The 20,872-nt window shown below is 57.8% G+C and carries 17 protein-coding genes and 1 riboswitch; of the genes, 3 read left to right on the top strand and 14 right to left on the bottom strand.

Going from position 1 to position 20,872, the window contains the following annotated elements; genetic code table 11:
* Nucleotides 1-63 precede the first annotated feature (63 nt).
* Both GSF01_RS01555 and map read right to left on the bottom strand, forming a co-directional pair.
* Nucleotides 64-2,097: an LPXTG cell wall anchor domain-containing protein gene (locus GSF01_RS01555; protein ID WP_159881247.1), complete on the bottom strand. Its 2,034-nt coding sequence runs from the start codon at nt 2,095-2,097 to the stop codon at nt 64-66.
* A gap of 435 nt (nt 2,098-2,532) precedes the next feature.
* A complete protein-coding gene (map, locus tag GSF01_RS01550; RefSeq protein WP_159881246.1) occupies nt 2,533-3,282 on the bottom strand; it encodes a type I methionyl aminopeptidase in 750 nt (249 codons plus the stop codon).
* Nucleotides 3,283-3,483: 201 nt separating this feature from the next.
* Here map and GSF01_RS01545 point away from each other — a divergent pair, with 201 nt between their 5' ends.
* Entirely contained in the window at nt 3,484-4,464 is a 981-nt protein-coding gene (locus GSF01_RS01545; protein WP_159881245.1) for a hypothetical protein, read from the top strand.
* A gap of 272 nt (nt 4,465-4,736) precedes the next feature.
* On the opposite strand, the gene thiM is transcribed toward GSF01_RS01545, so the two are convergent.
* The 7 genes from thiM to GSF01_RS01510 form a co-directional block, all read right to left on the bottom strand.
* Complete coding sequence (gene thiM, locus GSF01_RS01540; protein ID WP_159881244.1) at nt 4,737-5,549, bottom strand: hydroxyethylthiazole kinase; 813 nt, start codon at nt 5,547-5,549, stop codon at nt 4,737-4,739.
* 98 nt (nt 5,550-5,647) lie between these two features.
* Nucleotides 5,648-6,415 carry a 3-oxoacyl-ACP reductase gene (locus GSF01_RS01535; RefSeq protein WP_159881243.1) on the bottom strand — a complete coding sequence of 256 codons (768 nt, stop codon included), beginning with the start codon at nt 6,413-6,415 and terminating at the stop codon, nt 5,648-5,650.
* 77 nt (nt 6,416-6,492) lie between these two features.
* On the bottom strand, nt 6,493-8,046 hold the full coding sequence (locus GSF01_RS01530; protein WP_201305293.1) for an acyl-CoA reductase: 1,554 nt from the start codon (nt 8,044-8,046) through the stop codon (nt 6,493-6,495).
* Nucleotides 8,047-9,192: a LuxE/PaaK family acyltransferase gene (locus tag GSF01_RS01525; RefSeq protein WP_159881242.1), complete on the bottom strand. Its 1,146-nt coding sequence runs from the start codon at nt 9,190-9,192 to the stop codon at nt 8,047-8,049. It abuts the gene before it with no gap.
* A gap of 50 nt (nt 9,193-9,242) precedes the next feature.
* The gene (locus GSF01_RS01520) at nt 9,243-10,295 is read right to left on the bottom strand and encodes an ABC transporter substrate-binding protein (RefSeq protein WP_159881241.1); all 1,053 of its coding nucleotides are present in this window, start codon (nt 10,293-10,295) and stop codon (nt 9,243-9,245) included.
* A complete protein-coding gene (locus GSF01_RS01515) occupies nt 10,292-11,101 on the bottom strand; it encodes an ABC transporter permease (RefSeq protein ID WP_159881240.1) in 810 nt (269 codons plus the stop codon). Before GSF01_RS01515 ends, GSF01_RS01520 begins: the two co-directional genes overlap by 4 nt.
* On the bottom strand, nt 11,098-11,850 hold the full coding sequence (locus GSF01_RS01510) for an ABC transporter ATP-binding protein (RefSeq protein WP_159881239.1): 753 nt from the start codon (nt 11,848-11,850) through the stop codon (nt 11,098-11,100). The genes GSF01_RS01515 and GSF01_RS01510 overlap by 4 nt, the downstream gene beginning before the upstream one ends.
* Before the next feature lie 54 nt (nt 11,851-11,904).
* A riboswitch (TPP riboswitch) is annotated at nt 11,905-12,018 on the bottom strand.
* A 170-nt stretch (nt 12,019-12,188) separates the two neighbouring features.
* On the opposite strand from GSF01_RS01510, the gene GSF01_RS01505 reads away from it, so the two are divergent.
* Entirely contained in the window at nt 12,189-13,103 is a 915-nt protein-coding gene (locus GSF01_RS01505; protein WP_159881238.1) for an AraC family transcriptional regulator, read from the top strand.
* A gap of 110 nt (nt 13,104-13,213) precedes the next feature.
* Nucleotides 13,214-14,722, top strand: coding sequence for an alpha-glucosidase/alpha-galactosidase (gene melA, locus GSF01_RS01500; protein WP_159881237.1), 1,509 nt, complete (start codon nt 13,214-13,216; stop codon nt 14,720-14,722).
* 95 nt (nt 14,723-14,817) lie between these two features.
* On the opposite strand, the gene GSF01_RS01495 is transcribed toward melA, so the two are convergent.
* The 5 genes from GSF01_RS01495 to GSF01_RS01475 all read right to left on the bottom strand — a co-directional run bounded on the left by GSF01_RS01495 (nt 14,818) and on the right by GSF01_RS01475 (nt 20,868).
* The gene (locus GSF01_RS01495; RefSeq protein WP_159881236.1) at nt 14,818-16,110 is read right to left on the bottom strand and encodes a polysaccharide deacetylase family protein; all 1,293 of its coding nucleotides are present in this window, start codon (nt 16,108-16,110) and stop codon (nt 14,818-14,820) included.
* A gap of 5 nt (nt 16,111-16,115) precedes the next feature.
* Entirely contained in the window at nt 16,116-16,826 is a 711-nt protein-coding gene (locus GSF01_RS01490; RefSeq protein ID WP_159881235.1) for a hypothetical protein, read from the bottom strand.
* Between the two features lie 203 nt (nt 16,827-17,029).
* Nucleotides 17,030-18,445 (bottom strand): dihydrolipoyl dehydrogenase, encoded by a 1,416-nt coding sequence (gene lpdA / locus GSF01_RS01485; protein WP_159881234.1) that lies wholly within the window; start codon nt 18,443-18,445, stop codon nt 17,030-17,032.
* Nucleotides 18,446-18,451: 6 nt separating this feature from the next.
* Nucleotides 18,452-19,855, bottom strand: coding sequence for a dihydrolipoamide acetyltransferase family protein (locus GSF01_RS01480; RefSeq protein ID WP_159881233.1), 1,404 nt, complete (start codon nt 19,853-19,855; stop codon nt 18,452-18,454).
* A gap of 32 nt (nt 19,856-19,887) precedes the next feature.
* A complete protein-coding gene (locus tag GSF01_RS01475; protein WP_159881232.1) occupies nt 19,888-20,868 on the bottom strand; it encodes an alpha-ketoacid dehydrogenase subunit beta in 981 nt (326 codons plus the stop codon).
* Nucleotides 20,869-20,872: the final 4 nt, after the last annotated feature.

The raw sequence follows: 20,872 nt of genomic DNA, 5'->3' as shown, positions 1-20,872 counted from the left end.
CTATTCAAGGTTATTCTTCTCGCGCAAATGCGAAAAGGGGACCAAGGTCCCCTTTTCTGCTCCTTACAGACCGGCACGACGCTTCCTCAAGCCGGTTACAAGTCCTGCTGCGATCAATAAAGCTCCTAAGCCGTAAAACGTCCATGGCGTTTTTTCGCCCGTTTGCGGCAGCTTCGAATAGCCGAGCGGAATTTCGCCGTCCGCTATCTCCTCAGTCTGCTCTCCGGCTGGCTGCTCCGCCGTAGGTTGACCGGTTCCCCGGGGAACATCCGAATCCTCCGGAAGAATGATGTCGGTATCAGGCACCGCAGGACCAGGAACGGCAGGTACCGGTGTTCCTGGAGTCTGCCCCCCGGGAGTCGGAGTCGACGGTGTCGGCGTCACAGGAGGACCTGTCGGAACCGGATCATCATCGACCTCTGTTGTATCACCGTCATCACTGCCACCGCCGTTGTCTCCGCCGCCATCGCCACCGCCCGGATTGCTGCATAGCGTAGCGCTGGCCTGGACGGTATCCTTGCTTTCACCGCCAACACCGACCTTCAGCAGCTCTCCGTCAGCGGCCGTCGCAAGCTGAATGACTGCCCCGCCATTAGCCGGAAGCGTTACTTGGCCGTTTAATCCATTCAGGCTGTAGGTGACTTCAGTCACCGTGGAGTTCCGGTTCGTCAGCTGGAAGCGGACGATACCGGTCTCGTTGACGCAAAGCGCCGCCGCATCGACCAGCTCTACCGTAGAGATAGGACCGGGATTGCAATTCCCGGTACTGGCCGCTACCGTGTCCTTGCTAACTCCGTTAACTGTAACGTTCAGCAAGTCCGTGCTTGTGGATGCAAGCTCCACGATTTCGCTCTGGCCGGCTGCCAGCGTCACCTCGCCGGTTGCGTTCCCCAGCGAATAGACCACTTCGGCTGCCGTCGCATTGCGGTTCGTCAGCTGGAAGCGGGCAATACCGCTCTCGTTGAAGCAAAGCGCTGCCGCATCGACCAGCTCTACCGTAGAGACAGGGCCGGGATTGCAATCCTCGGTACTTGCGGCCACCGTATCCTTGCTGACTCCGTTAACCGTGACCTTCAACAATTCCTTGCTTGCGGAAGCAAGCTCCACGATGCGGCTCTCGCCGGCCGCCAGCGTTATTTTCCCGCTCACGCCCTCCAGCGAGTAGGCCACTTCGGCTGCCGCTGCATTGCGGTTCGTCAGCTGAAAGCGGACGATGCCGCTCTCATTGAAGCAGAGCGCAGCCGCATCGATCAACTGCACGGAGGTGGCAGGGCCGGGATTGCAGCTCTGCGGATTGGCAGCCACCGTATCCTTGCTGACTCCGTTAAGGGAAAGCTGTAGAACCGCCGTGCTGTTGGAAACGATTTCAATCACTTTGGTTTCGTTAGCTCCCAGCGTCACCTGCCCGTTCTGATCGGCTAACGTGTATCCGATCGTAGCGCTGGTACTGTTGCGATTCGTCAGTTCAAACCGCAGCTGGCCCGTCGTGTTTACACACATAGCCGTCACATCGATCAGATCGAGCGTAGGCGTAGTCGGTTCAGGCTCGCATCCGTTGACTTGATGATTGACAAGCGCCTTAATCAATAAAGCGGCCGGATGGCCGTAAGGGACGGAGGGAATCACAGGACCCGAATACAGATCAATCTGCCAGTACCCGCAAGGCATATCGATCTCGACGGTGTGAGTACCCGGACCGTATACGGCGGTCTTATTGTCGTGCACATACTGCTTGTTGTAGGGAGCCCCCATATGGTCGGGCTTCACATTGTCCTTAAACGCATAGCTCGTAAAGGACAGCTCAATGCTGCAGTATTCCTCTGGGATCGTGAACGTTACTTTCCCCGCCGTCATGACAGGGCTCAGGATGCTCTGCCATACCTTCTGAGTAGTCGCAATGATCGGCTTGCAGGTCCCTCCGTAAACATCTCCTCCTACAGTAGCCGAACCCCCGGCTTGGATCGTTACAGCAGGCAGTGTCTGGTCATCCGATGCCCAGACCTTGCGATCGGCAACTCCAAGGACTGGAAATACCAAGCCCAATACGAGGAGAAGCGACAACCACAGGGAAAACTTACGCTTGATTAGTGCTCTCATGACTCTGCTCCTTTTTGTATACTTATCTAGGAAATATGTACTGCTTCTGTTACTAGTTACACCAGGAAAGGGCCGGTTAAACATCGTTTTATTCAATTTTCAAAACTTTTCTCATAGTAGTCCCCCTTCGTAATACCCAACCGTTGATACATATTGTATCACAGTCATGAGTAAATCTCCACCATTACCGAGAAAAAGACCCCGAGCTGACCTGATGCTCTCCATGACAGCCCCTTTCCGCAGGTAAAGTTTCCGTGCCGCTCATCCGTATTCGCTTTCCCCAATCGTTTCGTTTCCTAATCTAAGATATGCGCCATTAGGCAAGAATCGAATCGATTTTTGAAAATTTTCGATCGCGCCTCCCCCTCCTTCAAGTGCGCCGATTCCGGAGGGGAAGAGGAGAAGACTAGCCGATAGGGGCCGGGAAACGCCCCTCTATAGAGCCGTCACAATGATCGGATGCTCGTTGGTAATGATAATCGTATGCTCATGCTGGGCTACGAAGCTGTTGTCGGGCAGGCGAAGCGTCCAGCCGTCGCCGGCTTCGACTGCGTACCGGGCGCCCGTGGACAGAAAGGGCTCTATCGTAATGACCTGCCCGTCGCAAAGCTTCCTCTTGTCATGCGGATCGTACACCGGCAGAATCTGCCTCGGCTCTTCGTGCAAGGAACGCCCTATCCCATGGCTGCACAAATTCCGCACGACAAACAGTCCGCCTGCGCGGGCCTGTTCCTCGATCAGGCGCCCGACTGTATTCAATTTTACGCCCGCCTTGAGCTGCGAGATGACCCTCATCATGGTCAGGTACGTATATTCGCACAAGTGAAGCAAAGGTCCGTCCTCCGCAGGCGAGAGCACGAAGGACTGGCCGGCATCCGCATAATAGCCGTCTAGCTCGGCCGAGACGTCGATATTCACCACGTCCCCCGCCTTCAGCCTTCTGCGTCCGGGGATACCGTGCGCCGCCTCCTGATTGACGCTGATACAAGTCGCACCGGGAAATCCAACAACCAGACGAGGAGCCGGCCTTGCGCGATGCTCCTCCATATAACGCAGGCCGATGTCATCCAGCTCTTGCGTCGTCATGCCGGGTCGCGCCCGCCGTTTCATTTCGGCGATCGTGGCTGCTACTACACGCCCGACCCGCCGCAGCGCTTCAATATCTTCCTGGGATTCAACCGTCATCCTTGCACACCTCCTTTTTCTTGCCGGTTATCCGGCGATACGGCCGCCGAACCGGTCAACGGCATTCGAAACTCGCGTTTCCTAATAAACGCCCGTTGTATACCGAACAGGGGCATCTATCCAGACGCCGGGGGGACAAATGACATACGTTGTAACATGAATCTAAGCCAGACTTCGGGATCAGAAAGGAACGAACCGACCATGGGAAGAGACATCGTCGATCTATCGGTTACCAAACATCAGGCGAGCGGCGAGATCACCCTCGTCCTGGAATCCTACAGCCAGGCTGCCCTCGGACTGAACGACCTGCCGAACGGGGCCACCGTCACCTTGAAGAACGGCCGCTCGGAGCAAAAAGTCCGCGTTATTCGCGGGGATGGCGATGAATGCGCATTTCCATATCTGGAGATCGACCCTGCGATGGCCAAGTCGCTGGGCTTGCGCGATCAGTGCCGGTATCTGGTCGATTATAACCCTATGCAGGATACCGTAGACTTGACACAGGTCATCGTCAGCCGCAGTCAGGCTTTGCTCGAGCCGGACCGCTACCGGAGGAGCGTTCCGCATATTACGATCGGGGGAGCTTTAGCCGCTGCGCTCGGAATCCCTCGGGCTGCGTACCCTATCCTCACCGTGAGAAACGGCAAGAGCAGCGCCAAGGTACGGCTTCATGTTCCTGAGAACGAGATCAGCGAGGAGCTCCGGCTCTCCGCCTCCCTCTGCCGTAAGCTTGGGCTCGTTCCCGGCCATATCCAGCAGCTAGCCTATAATCAAAGGTCAAAGACCTTGGCGATCGGCAATTCTGCGGCTGTGGAAGCGCCGATCGTTGCCGAACCGGCCGGCCGCCCGGAGGACGGTCCCTCCTCCGGCCTTGAACCGCAAAAGTCCGATGCCGCCAGCCGTTCCGGCAAAGCCAACCGTCCGGGCCAAGCGACTCTCTCTCATAAAATCCGCTCTTCCTCGGGCGTCTCCCCGAATGATTCCTCAGCTGTGCGCAGCATCAGACAAGCAAAGTCATTCCCCCGGGCCAATCATCCCGCTCGGCAAGCTTGGAGCCGGTACCAGGCAGCCGGAAGCCGGCAGCCCCGCAAGCTTGCGCCGACCGTCTCCAAGCAGCGACCGAAGAGCCCCAGCATCTGGCTGAGTCCTCAAGTGACGCCTTCCGCAAGAGCTGCCCGGTAGAGGACGCGGGACTCCCCTTGGCCGTCTTAAAGACATGGAGCGACAGGAAGCGCGGCTCATTCCGTCCTCGATGATATCCCCGATCATAACATGCCTCCGGCGTCCATGCACCTTTCGCCCGGAAAGGCTGGCATGACGAATGCAAAAAAAGGCAGAGTCGGCCTTTCCTTCCTGGAAGGAGACCTGCTCTGCCTTGATGAGTATTCGGATGTCGGACATAGGACGACCGCTGCCTAGAATAGGCCGATGCCCCCGTCTTCACTCGCTGCGCTTCAGCCAATCTGCCAAATTACCGCTCGCGAGCCCAGGTCCTCTCCCGTCGTCGTATGCAGCCGGTTAAGGAACTCGACTTGGAACGTACCCGGATGGTTGGGCCCTGAAATTTCTACGGCAAGCTCAGCCGCGACGCCGTAGAAGGCGAGTGCCGTCGCAGCTGCCGTCATAAGGTCCTTTTCCACCGCGGCGAAGGCCCCGATCACACTCGTCAGCAGGCAGCCCGTACCGGTAACAGCCGTCAGCAGCGGCGTGCCGTTGCTGATCCGGTGAGTGATCTTCCCGTCGCTTACATAATCATCCGCTCCCGTAACGACGACGACCGCGTTCAGCAGGCTTGCCGCCTGACGAGCCAGTAAGGATCCATCGGCCCCGGCTGACTCCCCGGCATCCACGCCCTTGATCTCACTGGTCCCCCCAATCACGTTGGCGACCTCCGCCGCATTGCCGCGCAGCACGGAGACGCGAATGCCTTCGAGTATGCGTTTGGCCGCGGCCGTCCGGTAAGGAGTAGCTCCCGCGCCGACCGGGTCGAAAATGACCGGAACGCCATGCTCGTTGGCCGAACGCCCGGCGATCAGAATGGATTCGATCAGCTGCTCGTCGAGCGTTCCCATATTGACGACCAGCGCGCCCGCTATTTTCGCCATGTCGGCTACTTCTTCATGCGCATACGCCATGACCGGGGAAGCCCCTAAGGCCAGCAGCCCGTTGGCCGTGAAATTCGTGACAACGACATTCGTAATGTTGTGGACGAGCGGCTTCTGTTCGCGTACCCGGTTCAACAGCTCGATACTTGTTTCGATGTTCATTTGCATAGCCCTCCCTAATCGTTTCATAATGAGGCTTTGCCCCATGCCGTACCTTTTATTTCACCTTACTTCAGGCAGTTCGCCTCTGGAGGTAGCCTCTAACGCATCACTAGCCCGCCGTCTACATGGAGACACTGCCCCGTTACAAATGAAGCCCAGTCGGAAGCGAAGAAAAGCACCGCTCCCGCGATATCCGCCGGAGATGCCAGTCTGCCGAGCGGCGTCAATCCGATGATGGCATTCTTCGTATCCTCCTTCGTATCCCGGCTGGAATCCGTCGGAGAGGTCAAGCCCGGAGCTACGCAATTGACCGTGATGCCAAACGCCCCCAGCTCTGCCGCCAGGTTACGGCTGTAGCCGAGCAGCGCCGCCTTCGCCGTCGTATAATCATGGTACGGCACCACCGGAAAGTCGATCAGGTTGGTCACCAGATTGACGATCCTTCCCTTTCCTCGCTCCTTCATCAACGGGATAGCGGCCTGCACGACGTGGAAGGCTCCGCCCAAGCTGCCCTCCAGCTGTTCCCGGTAATCCTCCCAGCGAAGCTCCCAGGCGGTTTTGCGCCGCTTCGGATCGAAGCTGTACGGACTGAGCGCGTTGTTGACCACAACATCCAGCGATCCGAAAGCCTCTGCCGACTCGTCGATCATCGCTTGTACCGCCGCGGGGTCGGTCACATCGGCCTTCATCGCGACAGCCTCTCCGCCCTGTGCGCGGATACGGCCGACTACCGCTTCCGCAGCCGCTTCATTGCGGATATAATTGACGATCACCAGCGCTCCTTGCGCACCGAATGCCTCGGCGATCGCGGCTCCGATGCCGCGGCTTGAGCCGGTGACCAGTACGGTTTTCCCGGTAAAATTCATGATGCTTCCTCCAGTCCTTTGCTTAAGGGGACGCCATCGGGCTTGCCCTTGCCGATCTATGACCCCCGCGTGGCAGATTACTCCGCATCCGGATCATAACGATCGGCTTCCAGCTCCGCGCTCCGCTCGAGATCCACCCAGCGCACCAGATCGAGGAGATTCAGCCGCCCGTCATGATGCCAGCCCGCCGGCGTTCTCGCCATCTGGCCGACGGCGCATATCCGCGTCACTCCGCAGCTCCCCAGACGCGCCGCCACCCGCTCCAGACGGTCCGGTCCGACTGCAAGTCCAGCCGTCTGCACATAATCGCGGAAAGGCCGAAGCTGCGCTGCCGCCTGCTCCAAGCCGCTGCAGGCATAGACATGCAGCGTGCGGTTCAGCGGCGATGCTTCAAAGCCTGTCACGTCGTGATAGATCACCGTCCACGCCGTTCCCTGAGCGCTCGCGTACACCTGGACCGGCTCGCCCTGCAGCCCGCGCAGCTCCATCCGCTGGCGGACCGCACGGATGGCCATCGCCTCTTCGTCCGAGAGCTCGGCGCGCGGCTTCTTCTCCTGATAGCGCTCCATCTCGGAAGCGACCAGCTGCGCGAACTGCCGCGCGGATACCGCGCCGCCTTCCTCCACGAAGGCGGCATGTGGAGCCAGACACCCCTGCTGATCGTACACCGATGCGTCCTCCGCCAGCCTTCTCGCCGTCTCCCTGTACCGGTCCGCGGTCAGCGCCTCGCGCCCGATCATGGCGAGGCTGATCTTATGCCCGTAGCTGAGAAACCTGCGGGTCGCGGGCGTACGACTGCGAAGATGCTCTACGGTCTGCTGCGAGCCGTATACGATCACCGCGTCCGCAGCCTCCAGCAGCGGGCGCTCCAGCTCCTCGCTGCCGCCCTTCCATGGCAGGATAGCCAGGCAATCGGCAAGCTCCTCATCGATCTCGGCCAGCGTTCTGGCGAACAACACCGCCATCAACGGCTCGGAGGAGGAGGTCTTGCCAATCCCCGCAGCCTTGACCAGCAGACCCATGATCAGACTCCAAACCGGAAGCCCCGGCACGTTGCCGGAAAACACGTGGAAGATAAGCTCGGGTCCGTAGGCGCGGCTCATGCCGCCATGCTTGCGGGGACGAAACTCGTCCAGTACGGCAGCCGCGTCAAATTCTTCATCCAGAAAGCGCAGCAGCTCCTTCTTGCGGAACGTGCGGAAGAGCCGCTTCAGCTCCAGCCGGATCATCCCGGCGTCATAGCCGGTAATGACCGGCAGCCACGTCTCTGCGAGCTTCCTAAGCTCATAGTCCGGGTCCAGCCAGCGGGCGACGGCGCGGTCAAGGAGCTCGACAATACGCTCCGTGCGCAGAGTCTCCAGATAGGCCGCCCGGCAGGCGGTTACCTCCCGCGCGATCCTCTCCAGCAGCTCCGGGTCGAGGACGGGCAGCTTCAGCGCCAGCGTCCCTGCCGGTCCCTCGAATCTCCGTTCGGTCCACCGCTCAGGCTCTATGCCTCGCGGCAAGCGGCAGGCGGCGAGCGTAAGAACCGGCGCTTCGACTCCGTTTTCCGTGTCGCTGCCCGTCCGCAGCGGCGGCTTCTCTTCACGAAGCGGAAGATGATCGTCCTGATATGCAGCTATGAGGGTCACCTACTTTCGACTGGCGTTCATCAATTGGTCTACGGCGATCGAGCTGCCTCTTGCCTCCGAGCCCTGGACCCGGCCAAGCAGCACAAGCCCATGCTCCGTCCGGTAGCCGAGATCCTCCGTAAGCGTAGCGAACGCCGAGTTCCAGCTGGCCAGATCGTAATGGGCAAGCACGCCCCTTTTCCCGTCAGCGACGGGCTCCAGCGTGTCCGGATCAAGCACGAGCGTGCGAATCCAAGGGCCGCTTGTCTTCTCGTATATTGTCTCCCCCGTAAGAAAGCGGCTGCGGATATGACGGTCGTAGAGCTGGGAGCTCAGCTCCGTCATCCCGTACATGTTCACGCAGTCATCCCGCTCTAGGCCAAGAATCCGCTTAATCTGACTGTACAGCTCTTCTTGAGATATTTCCCTCGCTTGTCCCTTCAGCCCTCCGGTATCGAAAAGCCGGCTTCCTTCCGGCAGCCGGATGTCGATCCCCCGCTCTGCACAAGCATCGAGCAGATGCACGTAGGCGAACGTCGCTCCCATCAGCAGCACGGGGCCGCCTGACGCCTCTCGCTCCTGCAGCGCAGTCCAAACCTCAGACAGGTCGATACCGTGCTCCGGCGAGTAAAACAGACGGCTGTCCGGTTCACCGAACAGCTCGACTGCTCGGGACAAATACCGGGACAAAGAGCTGTTGCGGTTCACATCCTCCGCCGGGGACAGCACGAAGATGGTCATCCGTTCCCGATCGGGCAGCACATACCGCTTGAACGGCGGGGCCATCGAAGCGTCCCATACCTCCAGAGTCGGGTGGTAATGCTTGCCGCGGCTGTCCGCCCGGGTCGTGCCGCTCGTCATGAAGACGGCCTGTGCCTCTTCCGCCGGCTCGCAGGACAAAGTCAGCTCCTTGAAGGCCTGAATCGGCAGCGGAGGAATCTCCTGCCAGCTGCGTACGGTCAGTGGCGATTTGCGCCTCGCCTGGCAATATTTGCGATAAGCGGGAATATGCTTCACCTGGTAGGCGAACACCTCCAGCGCCAATCTATTGAATTCGGCCTCCGTTTCGGCACTGCCTTCCGCCGACCAGTCCGGCGAGCCTTCGGCCGCTTGCTGTCCTATATATACAAGTATCCGATCTACGATTTCTCTCGACTCCGGTCTCATCGCTTGCCTTCACTTCCTTTCCTCTCAGCAGCTATACCGTGTTTTCAACGTTACTTCTTCGCAGGCTCGGCTGGAAGCAGCTCATTCGTAACCATGTCCTTCAGGCTCAGCTCCTTCTGAATCAGCCCAAGCTTCTTGTACAAGTCGGCCCCCTGCTGAAGCACCGCTTCATCCAACGTGCCGAGCGGCTGCCCGTCCTGCGTCAGCGCCGATGCATTCCGCAGCCCGATAATCCGCTTATTGCGGCTCTTATCCTGCCCGTCGATTGCCTCGGCCACAGCTACCTCCGCTGCCGCCTCCGGGTTTTCGATCATCCATTCGGCGCTGCGCTTGTATACCTCCAGGAAGCTTTTCAACAGCTCCTTCTTCTGGGCCAGCGTCTCTTCCGTAACGACGAACAGGTCACTAGGCACATTCAGCGCATCCGCCACGCGCAGCTCGTTCACCTCGCCAAGCCCCTTCAGCGTCGCATCGGCCAATCCGGTGTCCGTGGCGGCCGTGGCATCGACCTGTCCCTGAATTAACGGAGCGAAGTTCGAGACGCCGGTCTCGATGATCGTTACGTCCTTCTCCGTCAGTCCCGCTTGATGCAGCAGCACGAGCAGGTTATGCCGCGTTCCGCTGGCCAGGCTGTAGACGCCGATCTTCTTCCCTTTCAAATCCTTGGCCTCGCGAATGCCCTTCTCCTTCAGCGACACGACGTTGAACACATTCTGCGGATAGATGTTGTAGATGACGCGCAGCTTCTCGCCCCTCTCCAGCGCGAAATACAAGGACCCCGGGTCTGTAAAGGCGATATCCGCCTGCTTGGTCAAAATATTCTTGATCGCATCCCCACCCCCGGCTCCCGGCACAAAGGCAAAGTCGATGCCTTTCTCCTTGAACCAGCCCTGCGACTGGGCCTGGAACAGATTCGTCTGCTCGGCAATCGGTTTGCTCCAGCTAGCCATGACCAGCTTCTGAGCCTGCGCAGCCGGCGCGGCGGCGCCTCCCGTCCCGCTCTTCACCGGATCGGATACAGCCGGGCCGGATCCGCAGGCCGATAGCAGCAGTCCCCCGGCCAGCAGCAAAATGACAGGCATCGTCCATGTTGTCTTCTTCATTGGTCGCTCTCCTTTTTATAGGGTCTAAGCTTGATCCTCTCGATCACTAACACCACTTGATACAGCGCCATGCCGAGCACGGTCAGCAGCAGCACCACCGCGAACATCAGCGGAGTATCCATCATGCCCTGCGAAGCGATCAGCAGGGCGCCCAGTCCCTTGCTTCCTCCGATAAATTCCCCCACAACCGCTCCTACGACTGCCAGCACGACCGCCACCCGAACGCCGGCAAGCATCCCCGGCAATCCGGCGGGCAGCTTCAGGCGAAGCAGCGTCTGCCAGCGGGAAGCCCCCAACACGCGGAACAGCTCTTGCTTAAGCGGATCGACATACTGGATAGCCGTTACCGTGCTTTCAAGCAGCGGAAAGAAAGCGATCAGCGCCGTGATGACGACCTTGGGCGTCGTACCGAAGCCGAACCAGATCATGAACAGCGGCGCCAGGGCCAGCTTGGGCACCGCCTGGCTGGCGATCACATACGGGGAGAGCAGCCTTCTCAGCCAGCGCCATTCCCCCATGCCGATCCCGATCAGCAGTCCGAGCGCTCCTCCCAGCAGCAGCCCGAGTATAATCTCCAGCAGCGTCTGCCCAATATGCGGAATAAAGTAGCCGCTGGACAATCCCTTCCACAGCGCGGCGGCGACTACCGTCGGCGCCGGCAGCACAAGGGCGGACACCCCGCTGGACTGCACGCCCAGCTCCCAGAGCAGCAGCAGCGCCGCGAGCAGTCCGGCGTTCAGCCAACCGCTCCGGCTTTGTCGTACTACTCTTTGCGGCTGGCCTCCGTTCGCTTTGCCGCGCCTCATACGCGCCCACCGCCTTCCATCGTTTGCCGCAGCGACAGACATAGCTTATTAAAAGGCTCCTCATAGCGGAGCTTGTACTCGCGCTGTTCCGGCAGAGGAACCGCCGTATCCGCCGCGATCCGGCCATCCTGCAGCATTACGACACGATCCGACACATAGACTGCCTCGGCAATATCATGCGTAATGAACAGCACCGTCATCGTCTGGGCCGCGCACAGCCGCAGCAGATCCTCCTGCAGCTCCTCCCGCGTCAGCGCATCGAGCGCGGCGAACGGCTCGTCCAGCAGCAGAAGCGATGGCTCGCGCATCAGCGCGCGGGCTAGCGCAACGCGGCTCTGCTGGCCGCCAGACAGCTGGCCGGGGAATTTGTCCTCGTGGCCGGCCAGGCCCATGCGCGCAAGCCGCGCATCCGCCGCTTCGCGGTCGGCCCCCGTCGGCTTGCGTTGCAGCGCGACGGGCAGCAGCACATTATCCCGCACCGTCAGCCACTCCAGCAGGGTCGGGGATTGAAAGACCATGCCGATCTGCTCGTGCGGCTTCGTCACCGGCTGGCCCGCGATACTTACCCGCCCTTCGGTGGGGGTTATCAGTCCCGCGGCCATTTTCAATAACGTCGTTTTGCCGCAGCCGCTCCGTCCGAGCAAGGACACGAATTCGCCTTCCGCCACCTGCAGGCTCAGATCCTGCAGCACGGGCTGTCCGTCTTGAATATACCGATGTGTGATCCTCTCAAAGCCCAAATAGGACACCTTGCTTCTCTCCTTGTCCCAACCTGCAAAAAAACACACCCCGCCCTAAGCAAAGTGTGTTTGAATGCACCTCTCCCTACGCTGGCATGACCCAACAGGTTCAAATGGTTAACGACGGTTAAGCCGTACTCTCAGCCCGGTTCCCCCCGGACTCCCATGGTCATATTTAGTTTGACATCCCTACATGTGCAACGCATGATCTAGCCCTCTAGCCTGAAGACTTATTATAACATTGTCCGTTATCTTTGGGTAGCTCGACACGGAAGAGCTCTTGTACTTCCTCCCGATATTCGGCATGATAGAGAGAACACGAACACAACGATTCGGGGTGACGGATCATGACGGCATACGCCTTGTTTCAAGCCGGACTGCTTGAGGGCGATTACCATCCTCGCGTAACGGCTTACTATTTCAAGCAATGGGAATCGTTCGAGATGGCTTTTCATCGACATTCCGATACCGAAATCATGTACATCATCTCGGGGCATTGCCGGGTCGATCTGCAGGCCAGAGGTCGGATTGAGAGCGTTCTTCTCAAAAAAGGGGAGTTCATTATGCTGAACGCCGATATCCCCCACAGGCTGATCGTCGAGGAAGGCACTCCCTGCCGCATGCTCAATGTCGAGTTCCGCTTCGGGCGATGCGGTCGAGACGAGCGCTTCCCCTCGGTCCGGACGCTAGCGGACGAAGATGCGATGCTCCGCCGGCTGCTCGGCTTAGCGCGTACCCATTTGATCCTGCGCGATCCCGATGAAGTGTATCAGATTTTGAAAAGTTTGGTGCTGGAGCTGGATGGGAAAGAACAGCGCAGCCTGCTCCTCATTCGTTTGCAGATGATGCAGCTGCTGATCCGTATCGCCCGGCTGCAGCGCAGCGCGGAGGAGAGCCGTCAGCCGCACGCCGACCACTACGTGAGACAATGCATCGAATACATGCATCACCATTACGACTGCGACATCAAAGTCAAGGATATCGCGGCTGCCGTCAGCCTTCACCCCGGTTACCTGCATCGGATCTTCAGAGCGCACACGGGCAGCACGCTGACCGAATACTTAACTGCTCTGCGGATCGAGAAGGCCAAAATGCTGCTCCACACCGATATTCCGATTCTGGACGTGGCTGATTATGTCGGCGTGGGGAGCAGGCAATATTTTCATTCGCTGTTCAAGAAGCAGACGGGCCTGACCCCGACGGCCTTTCGCAAATCGATCCTCGCTCAAGCGCTTCGCGGGGAACAAAGTGATGATTTCTGACAGTTAAGCCTTCGTCTAGTCACGATCTTAGTAACCTCGACCCTTCCATCCCTGATACAATCGGGCTAGAACGTTACCACCACCTATTGTTCAGAATGGAGGACTTTCTTATGTCGTTCAAGATCGCTTTTATCGGGGCGGGCAGCATCGGATTTACTCGCGGCATCCTGCGGGACATGCTGTCCGTACCGGAGTTTCGGGATATCGAGGTTTCATTTACGGACATCAATGAGCATAATCTGGACATGGTCACCCAGCTATGCCGGAGGGATATTGCCGAGAACGGGTTAAACGTCCCCATCCATGCTACGACCGATCGGCGCGAAGCTTTGGCAGGAGCCAAATATATCCTGTGTACGATACGGGTAGGCGGGCTAGAGGCGTTCGCGGGCGACGTGGACATTCCATTGAAATACGGAGTCGATCAGTGCGTAGGCGATACGCTTAGCGCCGGGGGCATCATGTACGGTCAGCGCGGCATCGCCGCCATGCTCGACATCTGCCGGGACATCCGCGAGGTTGCCTCTCCGGATGCGCTGCTGCTCAACTATGCCAACCCGATGGCGATGCTGACCTGGGCCTGCAACAAATACGGCGGCGTACGCACCATTGGTCTATGTCACGGCGTTCAGCACGGCCACCGGCAAATTGCCGAGGTTTACGGCTTGAAGCAAGAAGAAGTCGATATCATCTGCGCGGGCATCAACCATCAGACCTGGTACATTCAGGCCCGCCATCAGGGCAAGGACTTGACCGGCGGTCTGCTGGAGGCATTCGAGCGGCATCCCGACTTCGCCCGTACGGAGAAGGTCCGCATCGACATGCTGCGCCGCTTCGGCTACTACAGCACGGAATCCAACGGCCATCTGAGCGAGTACGTGCCATGGTACCGCAAGCGGCCGGACGAGATCCAGGACTGGATCGATCTGGGCAGCTGGATCAACGGGGAGACCGGAGGCTACTTGCGGGTGTGTACGGAAGGGCGAAGCTGGTTCGAGACGGATTTCCCGAACTGGATGAAAGAACCTGCGTTTGTCTACACGGCGGAGAAGCGCAGTCATGAGCATGGCTCGTATATCATCGAAGCGCTGGAGACGGGCCGCGTGTATCGGGGCCACTTCAATGTGGTGAACAAGGGCGTCATCTCCAATCTGCCGGCCGATGCCATCATCGAAGCTCCCGGCTACGTAGACCGCAACGGCATCTCCATGCCGCTGGTCGGCGATCTGCCGATTGGACCTGCAGCGGTGTGCAATGTAAGCATCTCCGTGCAGCGTCTCTCGGTCGAAGCAGCCGTCCACGGCGACGACGCCTTGCTGCGTCAGGCTTTCATGATGGACCCGCTGGTCGGCGCCGTCTGCAATCCGAAGGAAATCTGGCAGCTCGTCGACGAAATGCTGGTCGCGGGAGAGCCCTGGCTGCCTCAGTATAAGGAGGCTATCGCGCAAGCCAAGCACCGGCTCGCGACTGAGCCCCGGCTGAAGACCCGCGAAGGCTACGAGGGAGCGGCCCGCCTGCCGGTGAAGTCCGTCGAGGAGATGCAGAAAAACCGGGCGGCTGCCAATCAAAACGCCGGTGAGTCCGATAAAGGAAAGGAGCGGGCATCCGCAGCCAAGTAGGTAAGCACGCCCCGCCCCCTTACTAATCGATCAAGAAAAAAACCGGTACGTGCGAGACTTCCCTATGTGGGAGCAGCTCAAACGTACCGGCTTTTCTATTTGAACAGAACAAATTTGAGCTGCTGCTGCTTCAAATACTCGATCATTTCCGGCAGCGCTTCGACGGTCGCCGCTTTTTCATGAAAGACATAGATCCCTTTGGAGGGAGTATGCTCTTGCATATACCGCACGAGGTCCTCCGCCTTCTTCCCCTCGGTCCAATCCGTCGGATCCCGGTTCCACAGCACCATCTTCATCCGATTGGCTTTCATATTCTCCATCAGAGCATTGTTTAACGAGCCGTAAGGCGGTCGAAACAGCGTGATCGGCGACTGCACGAGCGGCTCCAGCACTTCGTTCGTTTGGGTCAAATCTGCCTTTTGCTCGGCGGAGGAAGCTTGAGATAAATCCCTGTGATTCCAGGAATGACTCCCTACCGCCATCTCGCGCTCGCTGGCATAGGTCACCATCTCCGGACGCTTACGGGCGTTTTCTCCTATGAAGAAAAAGGTCGCGGCCACCTTATGCTCGACTAAAATATCGACAATCTTCCGTGTATAGACGGACGGTCCATCATCAAAGGTCAAAGCCACGTAACCTTCCGGCAAGCTTGACAAAGCGTCGGCTTCGCCAATCTCATACCATTCGCTTACTCCCGCGGTTTGTTCGGACGGCATCCGTTCCGGCGGCGGAGGCTTCAGCTCCACGACTTCCCTAGAACCTGTCTCCGCCGTGAACGGCTTCATCCCCGCCTCCATGGATGCAAGCTCCGCTTCCATCGGCGGGACATGTCCAAGACCCCATTGTTCAAGTCGGTTATCGGGTACTGCGGTCAGTGCCGGTTCATCCTTCCCTGTGGCCAGTACCGTCACAAACATCAAGGCCAGGATCAAGCCAAGAACGCCCAGTCCATGCCTTTTCCGGGTGGTCAGCCATCCTAGGGGGCTCTTCCCGCCAACAAGAGTTTGGCCTATGAGCTCCTTCTCCTGATCCACAGCTCTCGGGGCTTTCGGTGTATAGCTGCGCCCCTTAATTCGCTGCAGTTGTTCTTGATAAAGAACGGAACAGGCAAAATAAAAAGTCTTGCCGGTAGAGCCTTTTGTAGCAACCAGAGAACTGAAATGCGTTTTTTTGAAGGGATCCCACTTGGAATAAGGAGATAGCCTCACCCTTGCCGAATCATTTAATTCCAAAGAAACAAGCTGATCATATGTATATTCGTCGATCTCAATCTCGCACCGGACCGTTCCTTCTTCCCGGTTTAAAGCCAATTCCAACTTGCAGCAGGTCGAATCTTGCTTGAGCGACAGCAGTTCAATAATACAGACCTCATATGTATCGGATAACATGGAGCTTAGCCGCTCCCGTTCCCGTCTTCATGCTTGGCTCTTATCGCTTCCAGCGGGGAAGACATCCGAGTCGTAAAATCTTGAATCATGCTAAGCAGGTAAGCCTTCTCCTCGCGCTGCTCCTCGAACTTCTGTGTCAGATGAGCATGCTCGACGGCAAGCTTGCCGATCTTTTCTTCCAGCTCATTAATCTTCCTGCTCTTCTCAAGCTGAGCTTCATTATGCTTCTGCAGCAAGCTGCTGTATTTCTGCTGCTCCAGATCGATCACATTTTTCAGTTCCTCGATCTCCTCGCTCAGCCCGTTTTGAATATCGCGGCAGTCATCCATCATTTGATCAAGCTTCAGATTCTTCTCAATCAGCTTTTGCTCCAGCTCGAGGATGCTCTTTTCCCGTTCTTCGACTACGCGGCCCATATTCTTTAGGTCCCGGGTCAACCTGTCTACATTGCCGCTCGCATGCGTCAAGCGGTCCTGATACTCATAAATGCTCATCTCCGCATGCGCCTTAGCTTGGATCATTTGATCCACGGCAAACAGCAAATCCAGAGACTTTTTGTCCAAATTAGCTTTGCTTGCCGTCATAATCACAGGCTGATGATCCGTGTCATAGGTCGATGCCTCATCCGTTTGTTCCCGATAATCTTCCTTTACCTCTGGTTCTTGCTTCGCTTCTCTATCCTTTGCATCCTTCCATATTGCAAAAGGAGACCGCATGCCCAGCCCACCCCCATCAACATTGTTACATTTTGTCGCTCTATAGTTCCATTATAGAGGATAAGCGGGAGCAATTACGTGGGTCTTTATATTCAAGTGTCTCGGTATGAATACGGACCTAAGAACCAAATACAGGTCTATCGACGGAAAGGGCGCCGACGGCAAAAAACCCGCCTATCGGCGGGTTTTCCTAAGCCCTATGCTTATTTGCCCAATTGGTGAATCGGATGGCCCAGCGCGCCTTCTGCGGCGTCCATCGTAATTTCGCCCAAAGTAGGGTGAGCATGAATGGTCAAAGCGATATCTTCAAGCGTAGCGCCCATCTCAATGGCCAGCGTCAGCTCGGAGATCAGGTTGGATGCTTCATAGCCAGCCACGAAGCCCCCGATCAGCAGACCGGTATCCTTGTCGCCGACAAGCTTGACGAAGCCGTCGGTTGCGTTCATGGATTGGGCACGGCCGTTGGCGGCAAAAGGGAACTTGCCGACTACCACATTGATGCCCTGAGCCTTCGCATCCGCTTCGCTCAAGCCTACGCCTGCGATTTCCGGATCGGAGAACACAACGGCCGGAATCACCTTGTAGTCGATAACGCTAGGCAGTCCTGCGATGGATTCTGCCGCGACCTTCGCTTCGTAGGTAGCCTTGTGCGCCAAGGCAAGACCCGGTACGATATCGCCGATCGCATAGATGTGCGGCACATTCGTCTGGCATTGCTCGTTGACCTTGATCAAGCCGCGTTCGCCGACTTCGACTCCTGCCAGCTCCAGCGAGAGCTCACCGTCGGTGTTCGGACGGCGTCCGACCGTAACGAGCACATAGTCAGCCGTTACTTGCTTCTCTTCGCCTTTCACCGTGTACGTAACCGTCACATTGTCGGCCGTTTTCTCGCAAGACTGCGCCAAAGCTTCCGTAATGATCTCGACGCCCTTTTTCTTCAGGTTGCGCTCCGCCAGCTTGGTCAATTCCTTCTCGAAGCCCGGCAGGATGAAGTCGGAGCCCTCGAGGACCGTAACCTTAGAACCCAGTCTGGCATAGGTTTGTCCCAGCTCGATACCGATATAGCCGCCGCCGATGACGACCAGGCTCTTAGGCACTTCCTGCAGGGTCAGCGCCTCTGTCGAGGACAGAATACGTCCGCCGAATGGGAAGGCCTTTAGCTCGATCGGACGGGAGCCCGTCGCGATGATGCAATGATTGAATTTATAGCGTGCCGTTTCGTTATCGTTGAAGACGCGCGCTTCATGCTCGTTAATAAACAGCGCCTCGCCGTTGAAATACTGAACTTTGTTTCCCTTCAGCAGCATTTGAACGCCGCCGGTTTGCTTCTTGATGATGCTGTCTTTCCAGGCTTGCACCTTGGAGAAGTCGAGCTTCACATTTTCGGCCGTTATACCGATCGATTCCGACTGGGTGGCCACTTCATAATGATGGGCCGCAGAGATCAGCGCTTTGGAAGGAATGCAGCCGCGGTTCAAGCATACGCCGCCTACTTCATCCTTATCTACGACCAGCACGCTCTTGCCCAATTGCGCAGCGCGGATAGCCGCTACGTAACCGCCGGGACCTGCGCCAATGACCAATACGTCAATTTCTACAGATGCGTCACCTACTACCATAGCGGATTACACCTCCATAACAAGCAGCTCTGGATCGGAGAGCAGTTGTTTAATGTAGTTCATAAACTGTTGAGCGGTAGCGCCGTCGATAATACGGTGGTCGAAGCTGAGTGACAGAGCCATAACCGGAGCAATCACGATCTCTCCGTTTTTAACGACTGCTTTTTCCGAAATACGGCCCGTGCCCAGGATAGCGACTTCCGGGAAGTTGATGATCGGAGTGAAGAACATCCCGCCGGCGGAACCGATATTCGTGATCGTCAGCGTGGAGCCTCTCAGCTCGGCCGGACCAAGCTTGCCGTCGCGTCCGCGCGTAGCCAGGTCTTTGATCGCCGAAGCAATCGTCCAAATATTTTTTCGGTCTGCGTCCTGGATGACCGGTACGATCAGACCGTTATCCGTATCGGTGGCAATCCCGATATGGTAGTACTTCTTATATACAATTTCCTGCTTCTCTTCGTCGATCATCGCATTCATAGCCGGGAATTGACGAGCTGCAGCCACCAACGCCTTCACGATGAAAGGCAGGTAAGTCAGCTTGACGCCCTTCTTCTCAGCGACTGGCTTGGCTTTCTCGCGAAGCGCGACCAGACGCGTCACGTCGACCTCATCCATCAGAGTGACGTGAGGTGCCGTGTAGGCGCTCTTGACCATAGCGTTCGCGATCGCCTTGCGGATACCCTTCAGCGGCACGCGCTCTTCTTCACGGTCGCCGCTTACGGCGCCCGCTGCCGAAGCTGCGGCCGGCGCAGACGACTTGGCTGCTTCCGCGGCCGGAGCTGCGCTAGCGGCTGCCGGTGCGGCCGCTGTGCCGCCGCCTGCTGCGAAGCCGAGTACGTCTTCTTTAGTAATACGGCCATTTTTACCGGTAGCCGTAACTTGGGCAATGTTAATGCCCTTATCGCGTGCCAGCTTGCGCACGCTAGGCGTGGCGAGCACGCTTCCTGCCGATGAGGAAGGAGCGGAACCGCCGGCAAGCGGAGTGTCCAGCTTCGAAGCCGCTACGTTCGCAGCAACCGCGCTGCCGACCGGCTCTACGCCGCCAGTGGGAACTTCTGCGCCGCCCTTGGCCGCGTCATTCTCTGCGGCGCCTGCCGCAGGCGTCGCCGCTTCGGACGGGCTCGCTGCAGGAGCATCTCCATGTCCGCCCGCTTGCTGAGGCACCTCGCCTGTCACCTCGATGACGGCGATGATATCGCCGATCGTACATACGGTACCCTCGGCAACCTTCAGCTCCACAATTTTCCCTTCTACCGGGGAAGGAACCTCTACGGTTGATTTATCGTTCTGTACGTCCATCAGGATTGTTTCATCATTCACCGTATCGCCAGGCTTGACGTGCCACTTGACGATTTCGCCCTCGTGGATGCCTTCGCCTAGCTCCGGAAACCGATATTCAAAGTTTGCCATCGAACATTCACCATCCTTGTCGCTTCGTCAAATTAAAAATCAAGCACTTTATTCAAGCCGGCTACGATTCTCGCCGGATTCGGAAGCCACTGGTCCTCGACCTGGGCAAAAGGATATACCGTGTCCGGAGGTGCTACGCGAAGCACAGGCGCTTCCAGGTGAAGGATCGCCTTCTCGTTAATTTGTGCAATAACTTCCGCTGCGATGCCTGACGTTTTTTGCGCTTCCTGAACGACGATCGCGCGGTTCGTTTTCTTGATCGACTCGACGATGGTATCGATATCGAGCGGGATCAAAGTACGAAGATCGATGACCTCGACTTTAGCGCCGCGCGTCTTCTCGATCTCTTCCGCAGCCTTGAGCGAGGTGTGAACCATCGCACCATAGGTGATGATCGTCGCGTCGGAGCCTTCGCGAACCACGTTCGCTTTGCCGATCGGCACTGTGTACTCGCCTTCAGGCACTTCGGCACGGAACGAACGGTACAAGTTCAGATGCTCCATGAAAAATACCGGATCGTTATCGCGAATGGCCGAGATCAACAGACCTTTGGCGTCATACGGATTGGAAGGAACGACAACCTTGATACCGGGCGTTTGCACCATCAAGCCTTCGAGCGAGTCGGTGTGCAGCTCGGCAGCCTTAACGCCGCCGCCGAAAGGCGTACGGATCGTAATAGGAGCCTGATAGCGGCCTCCGGAACGGTAGCGAAGACGCGCCGCTTGAACTGCGATCTGATCGAATGCTTCGAAGATAAAGCCGATAAATTGAATTTCCATAATCGGACGGAAGCCCTGAGTGGCCATACCTACCGCCATACCGCCGATAGCCGACTCGGCCAGCGGCGTATCGAATACGCGCTCTTCACCAAATTCGGCTTGCAGGCCTTCCGTTGCCCGGAATACGCCGCCTACCTTACCGACGTCTTCCCCGAAAATGACGACGTTCGGGTCGCGCTGCAGCTCGACGCGCATCGCGTCTTTTATCGCTTGAATCATTGTCATTTGAGCCATGGCT

It is taken from the genome of Paenibacillus puerhi, from assembly GCF_009846885.1.
Lineage (GTDB): Bacteria > Bacillota > Bacilli > Paenibacillales > NBRC-103111 > Paenibacillus_G > Paenibacillus_G puerhi.
This window is presented reverse-complemented; position numbering and strand designations above follow the sequence as displayed.